The organism is Agarivorans sp. MS3-6, from assembly GCF_054112545.1.
This window is the reverse complement of the sequence record NZ_CM134202.1, coordinates 298,931-320,267: the sequence shown is the minus strand read 5'-3', so window position 1 is coordinate 320,267 and position 21,337 is coordinate 298,931. Positions and strand designations below refer to the sequence as shown.

General features: G+C 45.4%; 12 protein-coding genes, 7 tRNA genes and 1 riboswitch. Of the genes, 18 read left to right on the top strand and 1 reads right to left on the bottom strand.

Features of this window, described 5'->3' with window-relative positions; translation table 11 throughout:
• Positions 1-185: 185 nt before the first annotated feature.
• The 14 genes from gltB (at position 186) to ACVFI8_RS01460 (ending at position 15,158) form a co-directional block, all read left to right on the top strand.
• A complete protein-coding gene (gene gltB / locus ACVFI8_RS01525) occupies positions 186-4,832 on the top strand; it encodes a glutamate synthase large subunit (RefSeq protein WP_457872836.1) in 4,647 nt (1,548 codons plus the stop codon).
• 9 nt (positions 4,833-4,841) lie between these two features.
• Entirely contained in the window at positions 4,842-6,332 is a 1,491-nt protein-coding gene (locus ACVFI8_RS01520) for a glutamate synthase subunit beta (RefSeq protein ID WP_248715208.1), read from the top strand.
• 153 nt (positions 6,333-6,485) lie between these two features.
• Positions 6,486-6,576 (top strand) — tRNA-Ser (locus ACVFI8_RS01515).
• Between the two features lie 270 nt (positions 6,577-6,846).
• Positions 6,847-7,491 carry a UvrY/SirA/GacA family response regulator transcription factor gene (gene uvrY / locus ACVFI8_RS01510; RefSeq protein WP_248715209.1) on the top strand — a complete coding sequence of 215 codons (645 nt, stop codon included), beginning with the start codon at positions 6,847-6,849 and terminating at the stop codon, positions 7,489-7,491.
• A gap of 2 nt (positions 7,492-7,493) precedes the next feature.
• The gene (uvrC, locus tag ACVFI8_RS01505) at positions 7,494-9,320 is read left to right on the top strand and encodes an excinuclease ABC subunit UvrC (protein ID WP_457872835.1); all 1,827 of its coding nucleotides are present in this window, start codon (positions 7,494-7,496) and stop codon (positions 9,318-9,320) included.
• Positions 9,321-9,366: 46 nt separating this feature from the next.
• Complete coding sequence (gene pgsA, locus ACVFI8_RS01500) at positions 9,367-9,915, top strand: CDP-diacylglycerol--glycerol-3-phosphate 3-phosphatidyltransferase (protein WP_248715210.1); 549 nt, start codon at positions 9,367-9,369, stop codon at positions 9,913-9,915.
• Between the two features lie 234 nt (positions 9,916-10,149).
• Positions 10,150-10,225: transfer RNA gene (locus ACVFI8_RS01495), tRNA-Gly, on the top strand.
• An 18-nt stretch (positions 10,226-10,243) separates the two neighbouring features.
• A tRNA-Cys gene (locus ACVFI8_RS01490) sits at positions 10,244-10,317 on the top strand.
• A gap of 18 nt (positions 10,318-10,335) precedes the next feature.
• Positions 10,336-10,422 (top strand) — tRNA-Leu (locus tag ACVFI8_RS01485).
• 207 nt (positions 10,423-10,629) lie between these two features.
• Positions 10,630-10,705: transfer RNA gene (locus tag ACVFI8_RS01480), tRNA-Gly, on the top strand.
• Between the two features lie 19 nt (positions 10,706-10,724).
• Positions 10,725-10,798, top strand: a tRNA-Cys gene (locus tag ACVFI8_RS01475).
• Positions 10,799-10,827: 29 nt separating this feature from the next.
• Positions 10,828-10,914 (top strand) — tRNA-Leu (locus ACVFI8_RS01470).
• Positions 10,915-11,090: 176 nt separating this feature from the next.
• Positions 11,091-12,089, top strand: coding sequence for a LacI family DNA-binding transcriptional regulator (locus ACVFI8_RS01465; RefSeq protein ID WP_248715211.1), 999 nt, complete (start codon positions 11,091-11,093; stop codon positions 12,087-12,089).
• 351 nt (positions 12,090-12,440) lie between these two features.
• A complete protein-coding gene (locus ACVFI8_RS01460) occupies positions 12,441-15,158 on the top strand; it encodes a glycoside hydrolase family 3 N-terminal domain-containing protein (RefSeq protein WP_457872834.1) in 2,718 nt (905 codons plus the stop codon).
• Positions 15,159-15,260: 102 nt separating this feature from the next.
• On the opposite strand, the gene ACVFI8_RS01455 is transcribed toward ACVFI8_RS01460, so the two are convergent.
• The gene (locus ACVFI8_RS01455) at positions 15,261-17,264 is read right to left on the bottom strand and encodes a methyl-accepting chemotaxis protein (RefSeq protein WP_457872833.1); all 2,004 of its coding nucleotides are present in this window, start codon (positions 17,262-17,264) and stop codon (positions 15,261-15,263) included.
• 451 nt (positions 17,265-17,715) lie between these two features.
• Positions 17,716-17,810: riboswitch (guanidine-I (ykkC/yxkD leader) on the top strand.
• Between the two features lie 59 nt (positions 17,811-17,869).
• Between ACVFI8_RS01455 and ACVFI8_RS01450 the strand changes: the two genes are divergently transcribed.
• Genes ACVFI8_RS01450 through ACVFI8_RS01435 form a run of 4 tightly spaced genes read left to right on the top strand, consistent with a single transcriptional unit; the run spans position 17,870 to position 21,330 of the window.
• Complete coding sequence (locus tag ACVFI8_RS01450) at positions 17,870-18,952, top strand: putative urea ABC transporter substrate-binding protein (protein WP_457872832.1); 1,083 nt, start codon at positions 17,870-17,872, stop codon at positions 18,950-18,952.
• A gap of 9 nt (positions 18,953-18,961) precedes the next feature.
• The gene (locus ACVFI8_RS01445) at positions 18,962-19,789 is read left to right on the top strand and encodes an ABC transporter permease (protein ID WP_248715215.1); all 828 of its coding nucleotides are present in this window, start codon (positions 18,962-18,964) and stop codon (positions 19,787-19,789) included.
• Positions 19,786-20,571, top strand: coding sequence for an ABC transporter ATP-binding protein (locus ACVFI8_RS01440; RefSeq protein WP_248715216.1), 786 nt, complete (start codon positions 19,786-19,788; stop codon positions 20,569-20,571). The genes ACVFI8_RS01445 and ACVFI8_RS01440 overlap by 4 nt, the downstream gene beginning before the upstream one ends.
• A gap of 12 nt (positions 20,572-20,583) precedes the next feature.
• The gene (locus ACVFI8_RS01435) at positions 20,584-21,330 is read left to right on the top strand and encodes an urea amidolyase associated protein UAAP1 (RefSeq protein ID WP_457872831.1); all 747 of its coding nucleotides are present in this window, start codon (positions 20,584-20,586) and stop codon (positions 21,328-21,330) included.
• Positions 21,331-21,337 lie beyond the last annotated feature (7 nt).

Here is a 21,337-nt window from a genome sequence, read left to right as displayed (position 1 = left end):
TGGATTAGCTCCTGCGTTATTGAATGCTGTTGTTTTGGAGGTTTCTAGAATAATTGTCTGTGAATGGTGGTTGTTTACACATCATCAGTCGATGATGGGGCACCTCTTTAAATGAAAATACTATTAGTGTTCTACGACTTATTAGTCTGAATAACATTAATATAGCAGTAAATAGGAATTACTGGATGACAAACATAACTCAACACAATAAGAGCCTGTATAGGCCAGAATTCGAACACGATAGCTGTGGTATCGGATTTGTTGCCCATTTAAAAGGGCGTAAAAGTCATGATGTGATCGAAAACGCATTGACTATGCTTACTTGCATGGAGCACCGTGGCGGTACTGGTTGTGACGTCGATAGCGGCGACGGCGCAGGTATTCTCATTCAGCTTCCTCACGAGTTTTTTAACGAAGAAGCCACTAAACTGGGTTTCAGCTTACCTAAACCCGGTGAGTACGGCGTGGGCATGGTTTACTTCCCAGCCGATGAAGCGATTCGTCGTGAATGTCGTGAAATTCTCAAACGTAATATTGAGAAACTAGGCTTAAGTTTATTAGGCTACCGAGTTGTTCCAAAAGATAACTCTAGTTTGGGTCAGGCCTCATTAGATAATGAACCGCAAATTGAACAAGTGTTCATCGGGCGACCGGCCGATCTAGACCAGCAAATATTCGAACGTAAACTGTTTGTATTACGCAAATACACACTGCACATTGCTGACGCAACCGTTGCGGGTGTCAGTGAAGACTTCTACATGGCGTCTATGTCTTCACGTACCATCGTTTATAAAGGGCAGTTAACCACCGCTCAGGTACGTAAATATTACTTAGATTTACAAGACCCGCGTGTGGTTTCGGCTATTGCCATGTTCCACTCTCGTTTCTCTACCAATACCTTCCCTGCTTGGCGTTTAGCCCAGCCTTTCCGTTACATTGCCCACAATGGTGAAATTAACACTGTTAAAGGGAATGTAAACTGGATGCGAGCGCGTGAATCATTGCTTGCAAGTGTTAACTTCAGTAAAGAAGAACTGGATATGATTAATCCAGTTTGTGATATCTCACGATCAGATTCAGCTAACCTAGATATGTGTGTTGAATTGCTTGTACTTAGCGGCCGTCCGTTAGAGCAAGTGATGATGATGGTGGTGCCAGAAGCATGGCAAACTCAAGATGACATGGACCCAGTGAAACGTGCCTTCTACGAGTACTACTCTTGCATGATGGAACCTTGGGATGGTCCTGCTTCAATTTCATTTACTAATGGTAAAGTCATTGGCGCAACATTAGACCGTAACGGCTTACGTCCTTCTCGCTACTTAGTGACCGACGATGGCTTGGTTGTCATGGGTTCCGAAACTGGCGCATTGGTTGTAGACCAATCTAAAGTAGTACAAAAAGGCCGTTTACAGCCGGGTAAAATCTTCATTGCAGATTTAGAGCAAGGCCGAATCATCGCTGATGACGAAGTAAAACACACTGTGTGTTCTAGCCAGCCTTATGGCAAGTGGGTAGAAGAAAACAAGATTGTTTTAGATGATTTACCGTTACCACAAGGCTACGATCGTTTTGCTACTCAGCATAGCCTAGAGAAGCGTCAAAAAGCCTTTGGTTATAGCCTAGAAGATATCAACGCAATATTGAAACCAATGGTGGGTACGTCTAAAGAACCTTTAGGTGCAATGGGTACAGATACGCCTTTGGCGATTTTATCTGACAAAAACCCACACCTATCGCATTACTTTAAGCAGTTGTTTGCTCAGGTAACTAATCCGCCAATTGACCCTATTCGTGAAGAAATGGTGATGTCTTTACGTACTTACGTAGGCGCTGATTTAAACTTACTTGAAGAAACTCCGCTGCATTGCCGCAAGGTAGAAATCAAGCAACCTGTGTTATCTAACGAGCAGTTAGCTAAGCTACGTAGCATTGACCATAACCACTTCCAAGCGGCAACTATTCATACAACTTTCCACGCTTCTGGCGCAGAAAACGACCTTGAGAAAGCGTTAGAGCGTATTTGTCGTCATGCTAAAGATGCCGTAGACGATGGCTTCTCAATTCTTATTTTGAGTGACCGAAAAGTAGACAGCGACCACGCTGCCGTACCGTCGGTATTAGCGACAGCGGCTGTTCACCATTACTTAATTCGTGAAGGTATTCGTGCTCACGCTGACTTGATTGTTGAATCAGGTGATATACGTGAAACACATCACTTAGCGACGGTATTAGGCTACGGCGCTGCTGCAGTTAACCCGTACTTAGCCATAGAAACCTTGCTAGATATGCGTGACCAAGCAATTATTGATAGCAGCATGTCTAACGACGATGTTATTTCGCGTTACACCAATGCGGTAAATAGCGGCTTGTTAAAAATCTTCTCGAAGATGGGGATTTCTACCCTTCAGTCATACCAAGGCGCGCAAATTTTTGAAGCCTTAGGTATTAACTCTGACGTGGTTAAAAAATACTTCACTGGTACGGTAACCCGTATTGAAGGCTTAAGCTTAGATGGTATTGCTACCGAAGCTTTAAACCGTCACCGCGAAGGTTTCCCTGCTGACGATAATCCGTTCAGCGACCTGATCCTTAAAACCGGTGGTGACTACGCTTGGCGCAAAGACGGCGAACGTCACTTATTTAACCCAACGACTATTCGCTTGTTACAAAATGCTTCGTCGACTAACGACTATAAAGTATTTAAAGAATATGCGGCCAATGTAGATAACCAAGCTAAAGAAGCCTTCACTTTACGTGGCTTATTGAAGTTTAAAACTGATCGCCCAAGTGTGCCGCTAGACGAAGTAGAGTCAGCTGAGAATATCCTTAAGCGTTTTGCTACTGGTGCAATGAGCTTCGGTTCTATTTCTTGGGAAGCGCACACCACGCTAGCTATTGCGATGAACCGCATTGGTGGTAAGAGTAACTCAGGTGAGGGCGGTGAAGACCCCATTCGCTTCAAGCCAATGGAAAACGGCGACTCGATGATCTCTAAGATCAAGCAGGTTGCTTCTGGTCGCTTTGGTGTGACCAGCCATTATTTGGCTAACGCTGAAGAGCTTCAAATTAAAATGGCTCAAGGTGCCAAGCCTGGCGAAGGCGGTCAATTACCGGGTGATAAAGTCGATGCATGGATTGGTAAAACACGTGGTTCAACACCGGGTGTTGGTCTAATTTCACCGCCGCCTCACCACGACATTTACTCGATCGAAGATTTAGCTCAGCTAATCTACGATTTGAAAAATGCTAACCGCGACGCACGTATTAACGTTAAGTTAGTATCAGAAGCGGGCGTAGGTACGATTGCTTCTGGTGTATGTAAAGGTTATGCCGACGTAGTGCTTATTGCTGGCTACGATGGTGGTACGGGTGCATCTCCACTTAGCTCAATTAAACACGCGGGTCTGCCGTGGGAGCTTGGTCTAGCCGAGACTCACCAAACGCTGATTCAAAATAAACTACGTAGCCGTATTACGGTACAGGCCGATGGCCAACTTAAAACACCACGCGATTTGGCTGTAGCGACGTTACTTGGTGCCGAAGAGTGGGGCGTAGCAACCGCAGCGCTGGTGGTTGAAGGTTGTACCATGATGCGTAAGTGTCACTTGAACACTTGTCCGGTGGGTATTGCTACGCAAGACCGTCGTTTGCGTGAGCGTTACGCTGGTCAAGTTGACCACGTTGTTAACTTCTTCCAGATGATGGTTGAAGGCTTACGTGAGATTATGGCTGAACTTGGTTTCCGCACCATCAATGAGATGGTTGGTCAAAGTCAATGCTTAACACCACGTACAGACGTTGATCATTGGAAATATAAAGGCGTAGATTTATCGCCAATCTTGTATAAAGCCGATGATAGCGGTAACGAAACACTTTACTGTAGCCAAGAGCAAAAACACTTAATTCACGACATTGTTGACCGTCAGTTAATTAAAGATGCAGCTCCAGCACTAGAGTCTGGTGAAGCGGTATCGTTAAGTTCTGACATTATCAATACTAACCGTAGTGTTGGTACCATGTTGTCGAATGAGATTTCTAAGCGTTATGGTGCAGAAGGTCTGCCAGAAGATACGATTAAGGTTAAATTTAGCGGTAGTGCTGGCCAAAGCTTTGGTACGTTTGCTGCCAAGGGCATCAAGTTTGAACTTGAAGGCGATGCCAATGACTACTTCGGTAAAGGTTTATCTGGCGCCAAGTTAGTGGTTTATCCTGATGCGAATGCCCCATTTGAAGCACGTAAGAACATCATTGTAGGTAACGTTGCCTTCTTTGGTGGTACTTCTGGTGAAGCTTACATCCGTGGTATTGCAGGCGAGCGCTTCTGTGTTCGTAACTCTGGTGTAACCGCTATCGTTGAAGGTGTTGGTGACCACGGTTGTGAATACATGACTGGTGGTAAAGCGGTTATTCTTGGTGAAACAGGCCGTAACTTCGCCGCAGGTATGTCTGGTGGTGTTGCTTACGTACTTGATCGCAGCAAGCAGTTTGCTTCTCGTTGTAACATGGAAATGGTTAGGTTGGGTGGCATAGAAGATGCTGCTGAAGCTGCCGAGTTGAAAGCCCTAATTGAAAATCACTTAGCGCATACTGGTTCAGATGTCGCTAAAGAGTTGCTAGAAGATTGGGACAATGCCTTAAGCTTGTTTGTTCGTGTAATGCCTACCGATTACGAACGTATGCAAAATTACATGAAAGAGGCGAAAGCGACAGGTGAATTCGAGTCGGATTATGACGTTGCAGTAGCAGCATTCGATATGCACCTTGATAGCGTCGCGCAAGCGAAAAAAGCCAAGGCTGAGCAAGCCAAACAAAAAGCTGAAGCGGTTTAGGAGAGAGACATGGCAAATCCAACTGGATTTATGGAAATAGACAGGAAGCTATCGACAGACCGCGACCCAGCAGAGCGTTTGATAGATTGGCTTGAAGTTAAAACGCCGATGAGCGAAGAAGCGGTAAAAGACCAAGCTTCTCGCTGTATGGATTGTGGTATCCCATTTTGTCATTCAGGTGACTCAGACTACGCACCACGTGTAGCCGGGTGTCCAATTAATAACTTGATCCCTGAGTGGAACGATTTGGTGTACCGTGGTCGTTGGAAAGATGCAATCGACCGTTTACACAAAACCAATAACTTCCCAGAGTTTACTGGTCGTGTATGCCCAGCACCTTGTGAAGACTCTTGTGTACTCGGTATTAATGCTCCACCGGTAACCATTAAGAGCCAAGAAGTAAACATTATCGAACGCGCTTTTAAAGAAGGTTGGGTTAAACCTAACATTCCTAAAAAACGCAGCGGTAAAACGGTGGCTATCGTAGGGTCTGGCCCTGCAGGTTTGGCCGCGGCTGCGCAATTAAACTCTGCCGGTCATACCGTCACAGTATTTGAGCGTGCAGACCGAATTGGTGGCTTGTTAATGTACGGTATTCCGAACATGAAACTGCAAAAAGAAATTGTGCAGCGTCGTGTTGATATCATGCGTGAAGAAGGCATCATTTTTAAAACCTCAGTTGAAATCGGTAAAGACATCTCAATCAATCGTTTACATGATGATTTTGATGCCTTGTTGTTAGCTACGGGTGCAACGGTACCGCGTGACTTACCGGTTGAAGGCCGTCAATTGAAAGGTGTTCATTTTGCGATGGAGTTTTTAGGTAAGAATACTAAGAGCCTATTGGATAGCAATCTGGATGACGGTCGCTACATCAGTGCTAAAGATAAGCACGTTGTGGTTATCGGTGGCGGTGATACCGGTACTGACTGTGTGGGCACATCATTGCGCCATGGCTGTGCCAACGTTATGCAACTTGAGATTATGCCTCAGCCTCCACAAGAGCGTGCTCAAGATAATCCATGGCCTGAGTTTAAGCGCACGCTTAAACGTGATTATGGTCAGGATGAAGCGATTGCGATTCAAGGTGAAGACCCGCGTCGTTACTTAGTCATGACACAGAAGATGGCGGGCGATGAACAAGGCAATGTTACTGCTGTTCATACCACCAAGATCACCTGGGCTAAAAATGCCAATGGTCAAATGATTCCTGAGCCAGTCAAAGGCAGCGAAGAAGTCATTAAAGCTGACTTAGTATTATTGGCGATGGGCTTTATGGGGCCAGAAGCGGGTATTATTGATGAGTTAGGCGTAGAAAAAGACGCTCGCTCAAATGCTAAAGCTGCTTACGATGAATACGCCACTAATGTTAAAGGTGTATTCGCGGCAGGTGATGCTCGTCGTGGTCAAAGCTTGATTGTGTGGGCTATTAACGAAGGTCGTGGTGCTGCCCAAGCAGTAGACACTTTCTTAATGGGTAAAAGTTACCTACCTAAATAAGCCTTGCGAAACCTTACTAAACCCAGCTAAGGCTGGGTTTTTTTATGTCCAGATTCTGTGTGTTAATTGCGCGCTTAGTGCTCTTTTTCAAAAAACCTTAAAAAGACAGTTTACAAGCTTCTAATTGGCGGTTAATATGCGCCCCGTTGCTGCGGAGGGGTGGCAGAGTGGTCGAATGCACCGGTCTTGAAAACCGGCAAGGGTTAATAGCCCTTCGAGAGTTCAAATCTCTCCTCCTCCGCCATATTCGAAAAGCTAGCCATTGGGCTAGCTTTTTTCGTTTTAGCAGCCACTACTGCTCGTTGATAGACATCGCCTAAGCTGTTCAAGGCTTAACCAATAAATGTTTTAGTTATCTAAAATGCTCTTTATTACTTACCAAATCTAAACTTATAAAGCTTAATCCTTTAAATTCGCGGCTTGATGGGATATAAAGTTTGCTGCGCAAGTAATTGTAGACTTGCCAACCCGCCCAATTAATTGATTGATGTTTTAGTTACTGCGGAGAACGCGCTTGATAAACGTATTTCTGGTTGACGATCATGAGTTAGTGCGCACAGGGATCCGTCGCATTTTAGAAGACGTTAGAGGATTTAAGGTTGTTGGTGAAGCCGAGAGCGGCGAAAAAGCTGTTCAATGGTGTCGAAGTAATCAGGCTAATGTCATTCTTATGGACATGAATATGCCTGGCATTGGTGGCCTAGAAGCTACCCGAAAGATTCTTCGCTATGATCCCGATGCCAAAATAATAGTACTAACCATTCACACTGAAAATCCATTTCCTACTAAGGTTATGCAGGCTGGTGCATGTGGTTATTTAACTAAAAGTGCTGCCCCTGACGAGATGCTACAAGCTATTCGCGCGGTGAATGTAGGCCAGCGTTACTTGTCGCCCGAGATCGCCCAACAGATGGCCTTAAGCCAGTTTAACCCCGCTGAAGACAACCCGTTTCAAAGTTTGTCTGAGCGTGAATTACAAATAATGTTGATGATCACCAAAGGTGAAAAGGTCACCGACATTTCTGAACAATTGAATCTTAGCCCTAAAACTGTCAATTCTTATCGTTATCGCTTGTTTAGCAAGTTAGACATCAATGGTGATGTAGAGCTCACTCACTTAGCAATACGTCATGGAATGATAGATACAGATAAGTTGTAATTTTGTCTGCTAAAGATTTTGATAGTAAAACTTTTCTAGCGCAGGTTTCTGAGTCTAGCGGTATATACAGGATGTATAACGCTGCAGACGAAGTGATCTATGTTGGTAAGGCGAAGTCTCTTAAAAAGCGCCTTAGCAGCTACTTTAGAAAAACGGTTGATAGTAATAAAACCAGAGCTTTAGTGTCTAACATTGCACATATTGAAGTCACGGTGACCCATACAGAAACAGAGGCACTGATACTCGAACACAATCTGATTAAAAAGTATCTGCCTAAATACAACGTATTGTTACGCGACGACAAATCTTACCCTTACATCTTAATCAGTCAGCACAAACACCCTCGTATTTCTATGCATCGAGGAGCGAAGCGTTCTAAGGGTAATTATTTTGGGCCCTATCCAAACGGCAACGCGGTCCGAGAAAGCTTGCATCTAATGCAAAAGTTGTTTCCAATCCGCCAATGTAGCGATAGCGAGTACGCAAATCGGCAGCGCCCTTGTTTACAATATCAGCTAAAACGCTGCTCAGGACCTTGCGTTAATCTCGTCAGTGATGATGATTATCAACAGCAAGTGGATCTTGCTAGCATGTTCTTAAAAGGTAAAAGCCAACAGGTTATCAATCAGTTGGTAGAAAAGATGTCGGCCGCCAGTGACAGCCTAAATTTCGAAGCTGCAGCAGGCTTTCGCGACCAAATTCAAGCGATGCGTAAAGTACAAGAGCAACAATTTGTAAGTGGCAATACCGAACACAGTGATGTGGTGGGTTTCGCCTTTAGAAACGGCATTGCAGTTGTCCACTTGCTACTGATTAGAGATGGCCAGGTATTAGGCAGTCGTTCTTATTATCCTAAAGTACCCAAGCAAGCTGAAGTCCCTGAAGTGTTACGTAGCTTTGTTATGCAGTACTACTTGTCTGAGCAACGCAAAGGTAACCAGCCCAACGAAGTACTGCTGCCCGACGTTGAAGGTGACTGGCCCGAAATAGAGGCCGCCATAGAAGCAGAACTCGATTCAAAAGTAAAACTCAGTACCCCAAAACGTGGTGAGAAATTACGCTTTGTCGCCTTAGCCAATACTAACGCCGAAAATGCCTTGCTGACTAAATTGAATCAAGAGGCGACGATCCATCACCGGGTGACCGAATTGGAGCAGCTGCTCAAACAAGATAAACCGATTAAACGGATGGAGTGTTTCGATATCAGCCACACCCAAGGTGAGCGCACAGTGGCGTCATGTGTGGTATTTGATAGACAGGGCCCCAATAAGTCTGAATATCGACGCTTTAATATTGACGGTATTACCGGTGGTGATGACTACGCGGCGATGGCTCAGGCTTTAACGCGACGCTACCAAAAAGCTCAATTGGCTGAAAAAATTCCTGATGTGCTGTTTATCGACGGTGGCAAAGGCCAATTGTCGGCAGCCTTTGCCAGTCTTGAGCCGCTAAACTTACAAGCCATGCCGCTGTTAGTCGGGGTGGCTAAAGGGATTACACGTAAGCCAGGTTTAGAAACCTTGTTGATTGGTAAGACAATGCAAGAAGTGCATTTGCCTAGCGATTCACCCGCCTTACATCTTATTCAGCACATTCGCGACGAAAGTCACCGCTTTGCGATTACTGGTCATCGTAATCGTCGCGACAAGGCACGCAAGACCAGTGTGTTGGAGGATATACCCGGTATTGGCGCAAAACGTCGTCAAGCCCTGCTGACTCACTTAGGTGGAATGCAGCAAATGAACAACGCAAGCGTTGATGAAATTAAGAAAGTGCCGGGTATTAGCCCTTCTTTGGCGCAAAAAATCCATGATACGTTGCATCACTAAGCAAGATTAGGCAACATAGCGCCAGTAGTTTTATAAATGAAAAATAATGATAAACATTCCTAATATACTAACCGCGTTTAGAATTGTACTAATTCCATTTTTCTTAATTGCCTTCTATCTTCCGGTAGAGTGGGGGATGCTGGCCGCTGCATTCATATTCGGCTTAGCTGCTGTCACTGATTACTTAGACGGCTACTTAGCGCGTCGCCTTGGTCAAACTACGCCATTTGGTGCGTTTCTTGACCCTGTTGCTGATAAAGCGATGGTGGTTGCTGCACTAGTGGTATTGGTTGAGCACTACCAATCTTTTTGGATTACTATCCCTGCGTTAATCATGATTTCTCGCGAAATCATCATTTCTGCCTTACGTGAATGGATGGCCGAATTAGGAAAACGCTCCAGTGTTGCGGTCTCTTGGATTGGAAAATATAAGACTGCTGCACAAATGGCAGCGATTTTTGGGCTTACTGCCCAGTTTAGTCCCTTGCTTACACAAGTGAGTTACGCATTTCTTTTTGTCGCCACGATACTCACCTTGTGGTCAATGGTGAGTTATTTACTCATGGCTTGGCCACATTTGCGTCAGAATGACTAATATTTAGCAGCTTTCGACTAAAAATCAGGCGAACAGTAAGAAACTTAGAAAAAGACTGTTGACGTAAAGATTTAGGTCGCTAAAATGCACAGCACATTCAGCGGGAACGAAGTTCTTTAGCTGAGTAGGCAACATTTTGTTGCTGTGTTAATGAGGCAACATTAGATAGTGTGGGTATAAAGAGCAGCGCAACCTTTGGTTAGCTACTCAATGAACATACTAAGTAATGATAAAGCGGCACTAGCTCAGTTGGTAGAGCGCAACCTTGCCAAGGTTGAGGTCATCAGTTCGAACCTGATGTGCCGCTCCAAATTAACACACATAGTATGGCGGGTTGGCAGAGTGGCTATGCAGCGGATTGCAAATCCGTGGACCTCGGTTCGACTCCGGGACCCGCCTCCATACTATTAAAACTGTGTCGCCCGGGTGGTGAAATTGGTAGACACAAGGGATTTAAAATCCCTCGTCTGAAAGGACGTGCCGGTTCAAGTCCGGCCCCGGGCACCAACTATTAGAGTTGAGAAACTCAGTATGGCAAGGTCGTGCATAATACGATTAAGCGATACTAAATATTGAAGTAATACTTAACTTTAGTAATACCTAAAATTTTGTATTCTTGTTAAGAATTAAGCGGCACTCGCTCAGTGTGGGTATCAAGAGTAGCGCAACCTTAGGGTTAAGCACTTACCACATTAAATGGTGATAAAGAATTAAGCGGCACTAGCTCAGTTGGTAGAGCGCAACCTTGCCAAGGTTGAGGTCATCAGTTCGAACCTGATGTGCCGCTCCAAATTTTTGTAACGTTGTATGGCGGGTTGGCAGAGTGGCTATGCAGCGGATTGCAAATCCGTGGACCTCGGTTCGACTCCGGGACCCGCCTCCATTATATTAATGGAATGATTTAAAAGTTTTGCCCGGGTGGTGAAATTGGTAGACACAAGGGATTTAAAATCCCTCGTCTGAAAGGACGTGCCGGTTCAAGTCCGGCCCCGGGCACCAATTCAAAAAACCAGTAGCATTTGCTACTGGTTTTTTTGGTTTTTAAAGCCGCACTTTAGTGTTGGAGTCTAATCTGATTAGGCATTCATCTCACAGACAATATTTGCTTATCTTGACAGCTTTACGCGATAAGGTACTGTACTCGAAGCTCGAATAATTCGTATAGGGAATGCAGCTTGTCTACCATTAAAGACGTTTGCAGATTGGCCCAAGTGTCTAAATCTACCGTTTCAAGAGTGCTTAACGATCACCCTAGAGTCGCTGAAGCCACGAAGCAAAAAGTGCTTAAAGTCATCGATAGCATTGGGTATAAACCCAATTCATCTGCTCAGGCTCTTGCGTCAAAGCGTACTAACAGTATTGGCATGTTGGTTGGCACATTGGCTGGGCCTTACTTTTCTTCGTTAGTTAGCTCAACCGAAGGAACCTTGCGTAAAAACGGCTTCCACCTCATTGCTACTAGTGGCCAAGGTTCTATAAAGGACGAGATGGACGCGGTTCAATTTTTGTTATCAAAGCAGGTGGATGGTTTAATCATTCATACAGGGGAGCTACCGGATCAAGATCTGCTCGATATTGTAGATAAAGTTCCTGCGACCATTATTCTCAATCACCAGATTGACGAACTTGCCAATAATTGCATTGGCTTGGATGATGAGTTAGGTGGTTACCTGGCCACTAAACACCTCATCGAACAAGGTCACACAAAGATTGCTTGTATAACAGGCCCTATGAGTCAGAACATTAGCCGCGATAGGCTTCATGGCTATCGCAGAGCGCTTGAAGAGCACGCTATAGAATATAACAGCCAGTTTGTTGTCGAAGGGCGCTTGGATCTCAAAAATAACCGGCAAGCTCCACGTTACTTACTGGATAACAATCCCGACATCACTGCTGTTTTTTGTTTAAACGATCATGTTGCTTTGGGTGTATATGATGAGTTAGAGGCACGGCACTTAACCGTGGGTGATGATGTTTCAGTGGTCGGTTTTGACAATAGTTTAGTCAGCGAGCACGTCACGCCTAAGTTAACAACCATCAACTTTCCTACCATTGAAATGGGGTTCCTAGCCGCCAACAAGATACTGTCACTGGTAAAGCAACAGGACTATCCCATTCCTCAATTACTGGTACCTGAATTGGTCATCAGGCACTCAGTTAAAAAAATAAACTAAGTTAACATTGGCTTAGTGTTTAGCCATTAAGATAAAGCAAAATTGTCTTAATTGTGCGCCTTTAGTTACAGTTGTGGGAGCGGTTTCATAGTGAGGCTTGGATCGCATCATTGGCCCATTAATTAGTATTACAATGGCCGTGAAAATCCAACAAACACACATTGTAATAAATCGGCTTCGCTGAGCCCTTGTATTTATCACAATTTTTATTGCCCTTGTTGTGGGAGCGGTTCCATAAGGCGGCTCGTTTTGGGTAGGTGTAGGTGTAGGTGTCGGTTAACGATAACGAAGGCTAATGTTAGCCCATCGCTCATGACACGATGGCCGTAACTCATTTAAATAGGTAATTATATGCATCAGAAGAGAACGATAGTTTCGTGTTTAGTCGCAATGGCAATATTGACAGGCTGTAATAGTTCTAGTGACCCAGTTCCTAAACCACCGGTTGAGTCTAGTACCTTGCCTTATTTCAGTGAGTGGCCGCAAATTGATAGCCAAATCGATAAAGACCAAGCTATTGAAACTCACATTGCGCTAATACTCGGTCAAATGACCTTAGAGGAAAAAGTCGGGCAAATGGTTCAGCCCAACCTGCCTGAAGTGACGCCAGCTGAAGCAAAGCAATACAAATTGGGTTCAATACTCAATGGCGGTGGTGCATGGCCTAATAACAACAAATATGCCTCCGCTGCTGATTGGGTTTATGCAGCTGATCAATACTGGGAAGCGCTTGAAGAAGCGTATGCAGACCGTGGGTTTAAAGTGCCATTCATGTGGGCTACCGACGCAGTGCATGGCCATAATAACGTATACCGCGCTACCGTGTTCCCGCATAACATTGGTCTAGGCGCGGCAAATAATCCAGAGCTCATTAAGCAAATTGGTCAAGCCACTGCAAAAGAGGTATCAGCTACCGGATTGGATTGGACATTTGCGCCAACAGTGGCTTCACCGCGCGATTACCGATGGGGACGGGTATACGAAGGGTACTCAGAGGATCCTGAAATCATCCACTTATACGCGGGCAAAATGGTTGAGGGTTTGCAAGGGGGGGCCGTAGGCCTAAAAGGACAAACCAATGTGATTTCTAATGTAAAACATTGGGTGGGCGATGGCGGTACGCTTGATGGCAAAGACCGAGGTGAAAACCACTACTCAGAAGAATACTTGCGCAACATTCATGCTACTGGGTACTTCTCTGGGCTAGACGCTGGTGCGCAAGTGGTGATGAGTTCTTTTAATTCATGGCATAACCCCGCTAACTATGACCAAAACGCCGGTAGCGATAGTGCGACTTACAACCACAAACTACATGGTAGCAAGTATTTGCTGAATGATATTCTCAAAGAAAAAATGGGTTTTGATGGCTTAATTGTGACTGATTGGAATGGCCAAGGCGAGTTAAGCGGTTGTAGTGCTGCCAATTGCCCCGAAGCGGTTAATGCTGGCAACGACATATTCATGGTAACTGCGCGCAGTGATTGGAAAGCGTTTTACAATAACGTGATCAGCCAAGTTAATGACGGCACTATTTCTATGCAACGTATTGATGATGCAGTAACTCGAATTTTACGTGTGAAGATGCGAGCTAATTTATGGGAAAAACCAAAACCGTCATTGCGTCAACTAGCAGGTAATGACGATATTTTAGGGTCTGACAGCCACCGAGCCCTCGCCAGACAAGCGGTTAGCGAGTCCTTGGTACTACTCAAAAATAAAGATGCGGTGCTGCCTTTAAGCAAAAGCAAACCTTACATTATTTTGGGTAGTGCAGCTAACAGCATTCAAAAACAAACCGGCGGCTGGAGCTTAACGTGGCAAGGTGATGGCAATACCATCGCTAAAGACTTCCCAGGCGCTAGCACCCTTAAAATGGCGCTCGAAGATGAAGTCGGCGCTGCAAACGTTTATACCTCAGAGTCGTCTGCACCCCCAGAAGCCATCGCCATTGTAGTTATCGGTGAAGATCCTTATGCCGAGATGTTTGGTGATATTAAAGCCAGCCAAACCCTCGAGTTCTCTTCGTTGAAAGCTTCTTACGCTGCTGATCTCGCGATTGTAAAAGCAATGAAAGAGGTGGGGCGACAAGTGGTGACAGTATTCTATTCAGGCCGACCATTATATGTGAACGAAGAGCTTAACCACTCAGATGCGTTTGTAGCGGCCTGGTTACCAGGTACTGAAGCAGGCGGTATTACAGATGTATTGTTTGCTCACTCTGGTGCCGATTTCAAAGGGCGCTTATCTTATTCATGGCCGATGAAAAAGTGTTCTACCACCATTAATCGCCATGCACCCAATATAGAAAACTATGTAACTCCTTCGATGGAACAAGACATTGAGGGTGAACACAAGCCATTGTTCCCTTATGGCTATGGTTTGGCGTATGCCAGCAGTGACCAACAAGGAGTTACCGAGGACTTAGATGATTTACCGCTTGATACACGAGAGTTTGGCTGTGGAGTTGATGAGCCTGATAATGGCGTTGCTAACGTAAACCTTGAGATTTTTGGCCCATCGGAAAATGGCGAGTATCAACCACGTATTGCTGGTGAAGCAAACGGTTGGGCGGCGGTTGATGTTGACCGAGGGGCTGTCACAACGATTGGCTCATTAAGCGTAACGCCAATCAATTATCTCCACCAACAAGATGCGGTGAAACTGGAGTTTGGCAGCAGTATTGCTGAAATATTTTTTGAAACGCTTGATGGCGCGGGTAGCGATAGAAACGCCTATGTGAATGCCGATTCAAGCCTTCAATTTGATATTCAGCTGCTGTCAGAAGCGCCAGCATCAATGCGATTAAGGGCCGACTGTGAGTATCCTTGCACTGCAGAGTTAGATATTTCTGGTGCATTACCTGCGGTTCGTACGGAAGGAGACGCCGAGTGGGATACCGTAAAAATCCCTCTATCGTGCTTGGTTGCTGAAGGGATGGAATTCTCTTTCGTGGACAAGGTATTTCTCTTGCAAAGTGCGGCACCAGTGACGGTCAATTTAGGCAATATTCGTTATGTACCTCGCTCACTCGATGCTGCTGAAGATGCTTTAACTTGTGAAGGTCTATAGCGAAGGCCGATAGCGACAAGTTTGATACTGCCCTAAATACGAAAAGAGCAATCTAGATGAGTGTCTAGATTGCTCTTTTACTTTGTAGCCGTTGCCAACTGGCTATAGCTGGTAGCGTTCAATCAGCTGGTTAAGTTTGTCTACTTCAAAACGAATGCTCTCACCGGCTTTACTGGCTTCGTCGGCGATAAACAGCGCCGCGTTGGCACCATCAGATATTTGCACGATGTTATGTTCAACTTCATCCATCACTTTACTTTGTTGCTCAATCGCACTGGCAATGTTGGTATTTAGTTCAACGACTTCGTCTACGCCCTGAGTAATGTGGCTAAATGAATCTCTGGCTTCTTCCGCTTGTTCAACACCACTTTGTGCTCGAGTGCTGGCATTGGCCATGGCATTAACCGAACTCAAAGAACCTGATTGCAAATTTTCAATCATACGTTGTATTTCAGCAGTAGACGTTTGAGTGCGGCTAGCGAGGGTACGCACTTCATCGGCAACAACGGCAAAGCCACGGCCTTGCTCACCCGCGCGGGCGGCTTCGATAGCCGCATTTAGCGCCAGTAAGTTGGTTTGCTCGGCAATGTTTTTGATCACATCTATCACACCTCCAATGGCACCGGTTTGCTCTTGAAGCTGGCTGAGTGAGTCAGAAGTGGTCAGAACTTCTTGGTTGATTAGGCCAATTGTAGATATGGTATTGCCAACAATTTGTTGGCCGTTGACCACGGCTTGTTGTGACGCCAAGGTAGAGTCTGCGGCTTTATTAGCATCATCGGCCATGCTGTTTACGGTGGCGTTCATTTCAGCAACTGCGGTGGCGATTTGTTGGGTTTCTTGCTGTTGCTGGTTTATCGCTTCGCGCACTTCCTGAGACTTATCTCCGATCTGTTGCGTGGCGGTTAACATTTCTTCTGAGCTACTGGTCACTTGCTCAAGCAAGTTACGCAGAGCGTTTAAGGTTGTCTTATAGTCTTGGGCAATGTCTGCCAATTCATCTGATCCGTAGACCATTAAATCTTGACTCAGATCGCCTTGATTTACCCGTGCCGCTACAAAGCGGATTTGTTTAACGGTGCGCCTTACCGACAAATATGCGCCAATCATAAAGTAACTACACACCAACAAAACAAAAACGAGGGCGAGAAGCATAATGATACGTTTATTTTCAGCATTCTGAGTACGCTGGGTAAGCTCTTCACCAAAGTAGTTTAGTGCCGCTTCAGTAAATTGTTCGATTTGCTGCAGGCTTTGGTTGGCGGTTGCAAATACCGTTTGGGTATTGGTTTTTACCTGTTGGTCCTTAAGAATATCATCTCTAATTAGGCTAACAATTTGTTCAATACTTTGTATGGTGAGTGCTGCGTCACTGCCTAACTTTTGCTCAAATTGTTGATCGTAAGCGCTCAGTTGGCTTAGTGCTTTGCGCATATCATTGAGTACTTCGCTAGCGTTATCAGTACGAAAACGCAGGTCGGCGTTACCTTCAGCATCTAAAATTCCAAAGTCAGCTATATCGCCCCCCTTATCTCGGATCCTTGCAATGTTACTTTGTAAAGCTGGTAAGCGGTCGACCGTGATGTCGATAAGATAGTAACTGGTAACGATAGGGTCTCGAGTTAACCCGCTATTTGCCGCAACACTGTGAGTAAGGCCTCTTATTTCTCTTAATAGAGCCTCATGTTCTATTAGTAATTGGCCAAGCGAACTGCTGCTATCACGGACGGTTTCCCAGCGTTGGCTAACTTGCTCAAGTGCGGGGAGAAGATTGCTAGGTAGCACCGAAGATAACTGGCTTAGGCTGCCATCAAGGCCTTGTTGCAGTGCTGATAATTCGGCTTTATCAAATTCAGCACCCATGGTGCGCAGGGTGTTTAAATGCTGATGTTGTACGATTGATTTTGACAAGCTGGGAAGTTGACTAACAACTTTGTAGCCTGCCAATTCTTGTTCGGCGAACTCAAGGTCGCTATTCATTGTGATGATGATGGAACTAAAGCCATAGGCAATCGGAATTAGAAATAAACAGGTCCACAATATAAATTTATATTTAAAGCTAATCCGGTCACTGAGGTAGACCGCGGGGGAAAAAATGCTGCTCATGAATTACTCCTTATTCATCGAGTACAAGTTGAAGGCTATTAATATATCGACCATGGCCATTCAAACTTATGCCATTTTAGAGTTAAAAATGATAAATCATAGCCTAAACGGCCCTGGCTGGCCCAGAAAGCCAAGAGTTAGCAGGGTATTAACTTAAGTTGTTGATAAATCGTAAGCAAACGGCCTTATCTTTGCGTAAATAATCGGCGCATCCTCGTTGCCTAGCGGGTATTAATTTTAGCTTAGCTGAGATAAGTCGGCTTGGCGTCGTGTTTGCGCTAAATTGGTGCGAATGACGATAAAGCGCACCTTAATAAAGCGTCAAATAGCGGCAGTTTTATATTAATTACCTATATGGTGGTATTTGAGGAGTTGGCATAGCCATTGCTAATTGTTTAATGCGGCATGAGAGACGAAGGTTCTGGTCACATTTAGCGCCGCCAAACAATTTGCAATAGACATCTAGGGTTCCGACTGTGCGCAGTGACTGGACCGAGAGTTGTCAACCTCAACGAGGTTACACGGAGGGATAAAAGCCCGGGAGATGACAGTACCTAAGTCTCTCATGCTTTTTATTTTAAGTGCATAACCACAATGAGGTGAACATGTTCAACTTAGTTAAAACTCCACTCCGTAAAATAGCTTTAGCAGCTACCGTAATTAGCGCTACCTTGGCCGGTTCTAACATTGCTCAGGCCGCTGAAAAACCCAGTTATCGTTTAGCATGGACTATCTATGTTGGTTGGATGCCATGGGACTACGGGGCAGCCAATGGCATTGTTAAAAAATGGGCTGACAAATACGACATAGATATCGAAGTCGTGCAGGTAAATGACTATATCGAGTCGATTAACCAATACACCGCAGGCTCGTTCGATGCCACAGTAATGACCAATATGGATGCATTGACTATCCCGGCTGCCAGCGGTGTTGATTCTACAGCACTTATTGTGGGTGACTTCTCTAACGGTAACGACGGCGTTATTTTGAAAGGTGACAAAGCCCTTGCTGACTTAAAAGGCCAAAATGTTAACTTAGTAGAGCTTAGTGTTTCTCACTATCTACTGGCTCGCGGCCTAGAGTCGGTGGGTTTGGCCGAACGAGACCTTACCGTGGTCAACACCTCGGATGCTGACTTAGTGGCGGCATTCACCACTAAAGATGTAACTGCTGTTACGACTTGGAATCCTCTACTTAGCGAAATAATGGCAATGCCAGACACCAGCCTGGTGTTTGATTCGTCAAAAATCCCAGGTGAAATCATTGACCTATTGGTGGTAAACACCGACACCTTGCAACAAGACCCTAAACTTGGCAAAGCGTTAACGGGCGCGTGGTATGAAATTATGGCCACTATGTCGGGTGATAGCGATGCGGCGATTAAAGCACGTAGCTTTATGGCAGAAGCATCAGGCACCGATTTAGCGGGTTACGAAGCGCAACTTGCCTCAACAAAAATGTTCTACACACCTGCTGAAGCAGTCGACTTTACCAACAGCGGCGACTTAAAAGCGACTATGGCGAAGGTAGCCGAATTCTCTCACCTACATGGTTTATTAGGTGAAGGTGCTCCAGATGCAAGCTTCATTGGTATTGAAACACCCGCCGGTGTTTATGGCGATAGCAGCAACATTAAACTTCGTTTTAATTCGACGTATATGGAAATGGCAGCGCAAGGCAAACTTTAAGGCCCGCTTATGACCCGAATTATTAACCGTAAACCCAGCCGCATTTCGCGGCTGCTACTGGGCTTATTGCCTTTTGTGCTGTTAATCGCCGTGTACATGATGGCCTCACAAGCACGCTTGGTCGATAACCCTAATGACAAGCTATTGCCAGCAATGACCAGTTTTGTTGATGCAATACAACGGATGGCTTTTGAGCCCAGTAAACGCACCGGCGATTACTTGATGCTGGCCGATACGCTAGCCAGTCTAACTCGGTTAATCACAGGGGTAACCATTAGTGCGTTGCTTGCGTTAACAATAGGCATTGCCAACGGCATGGTGCCGTTTGTTAGGGCACCCATGTCACCCTTGGTTACCGCTTTATCGCTGGTGCCACCTATGGCGATTTTACCGATTTTGTTCATTGTGTTTGGCTTAGGTGAACTGTCTAAAGTGATGCTGATTATTATTGGTATTTGTCCGATTATGATCCGCGATTTGCAACTGCGAACCGATGCCTTACCGCAGGAGCAAATACTAAAGGCACAAACCTTAGGGGCCTCGAGTTGGCAGACCATCGTAGGTGTTGTTTTACCGCAAATCTTACCCAAATTAATAGAAAGTGTTCGTTTAACACTGGGTAGCGCTTGGCTATTTTTGATTGCCGCCGAAGCGATTGCTGCCACCGAAGGATTGGGTTATCGAATATTCCTTATCCGTCGTTACTTGGCCATGGATGTGATTCTTCCCTATGTATTATGGATCAGCCTTTTAGCCTTTGTGATGGATTGGCTACTGCGTAAATTCTCAAGTTACGCATTTCGCTGGTACCACCAAGAGCAAGGAGAGGGCGAATGAACACTCCCATTATTGAAGCTAAAAATGTATGGAAAGAATACGGCAATAACGTGGTGCTAGAAAAACTGAACCTTGTGGTAAACGAAGGCGACTTTGTCAGCATTGTCGGTGCCTCGGGTTGTGGTAAGTCTACGTTCTTAAATTTGTTGTTAGGTAACGAGCGCGCGAGTAAAGGCGAACTGCTGCTAGATGGCGCGCCATTACCAGAAGAACCCAGCTCAGAGCGGGGTATTGTGTTTCAAAAATACTCGGTGTTTCCCCACCTTACTGCAGTACAAAACGTGATGCTAGCAGAGGTATTTGAACAGTCTCCAATATTGGTGCATCTATTTGGTAAAGCTAAGCAACAAGCCAAGCAGCGTGCCTTAAGCATGTTAGCCAAAGTGGGTTTAGAGCAAGCTGCCGATCGCTATCCTGCGGAGCTATCGGGGGGGATGCAACAACGATTGGCGATTGCCCAAGCATTGATGAAGAAGCCACGCATCTTGTTACTGGATGAACCGTTTGGCGCCTTAGACCCGGGCATTCGTAAAGACATGCACAAGCTGATTCATCAATTATGGTTAGAACACAAACTCACTATTTTTATGATTACTCATGACCTTTCTGAAGGGTTTAGCTTAGGTAATCGGCTGTGGGTATTTGATAAACATCGCCATGATGCCCAGCAACCAGAGCGCTATGGAGCGCAGGTAACCTTTGATATTCCCATTTCAAAAGACATGAAAAACCAAGCGATGCGACCTAAATTGACCGCGGCCGCACAATTAAGCTTGGCTTAAAGGAACAAGACAATGAAAGACATCATTTATACCGAAAACATTCCAGGAGCTAGCCATTGGTCGGTATTGGTTCCTGCTGGTAAAACCCTGCGTTTTACCAACACTGAAGGTGAGGCGAACGTAAGCCTATTGTTTTATAACCCTAAAGATCTGTTAGAGCGTTTCAACGCTCCTGACACCTTGAAGTGCCAGCACACCTTTAAACTGAGTAAAGGCAACTGTTTGTATTCTGACATGGGGCGTATTTTTTGTTCCATCGTGCGAGATGATACCGGCTGGATAGATTCGGTGGGCGGCTTAGCGAACAAACAAAAAGTCGCTGAAAAATGGGGAGATCGCAGCTATCAACGCGACAGTAACCAATGGCTACAAAATGGTTACGACAGCATGCTGGTTGAATTAGCCAAGTATGGATTAGGCCAGCGCGATATGGCTGCCAACGTTAATCTATTTAGCAAGGTAGCACCGGATCAGCAGGGTAATTTGAGTTTTGACAGTTCGGTGAGCAAAGCCGGCGATGTTATTGAGTTGCGCTTTGAAATGGATACCTTAGTGCTGATGACAACCTGCCCACACCCAATGAATACCGCTGTAGATTATCCTAAGGCTGGGGTAGAGGTGGCGATGTGTGAGGCCTTAGTGCCCGCAGAAGATGACTTTTGCCGAAACTTCCGACCTGAAAACGGCCGTGGTTTTGAAAATACCGAGCGTTATCGTTGTATTAGCCAAGCGCAAGCAAGCCTTAGCTGCTGTGGCTAGTGGCTTG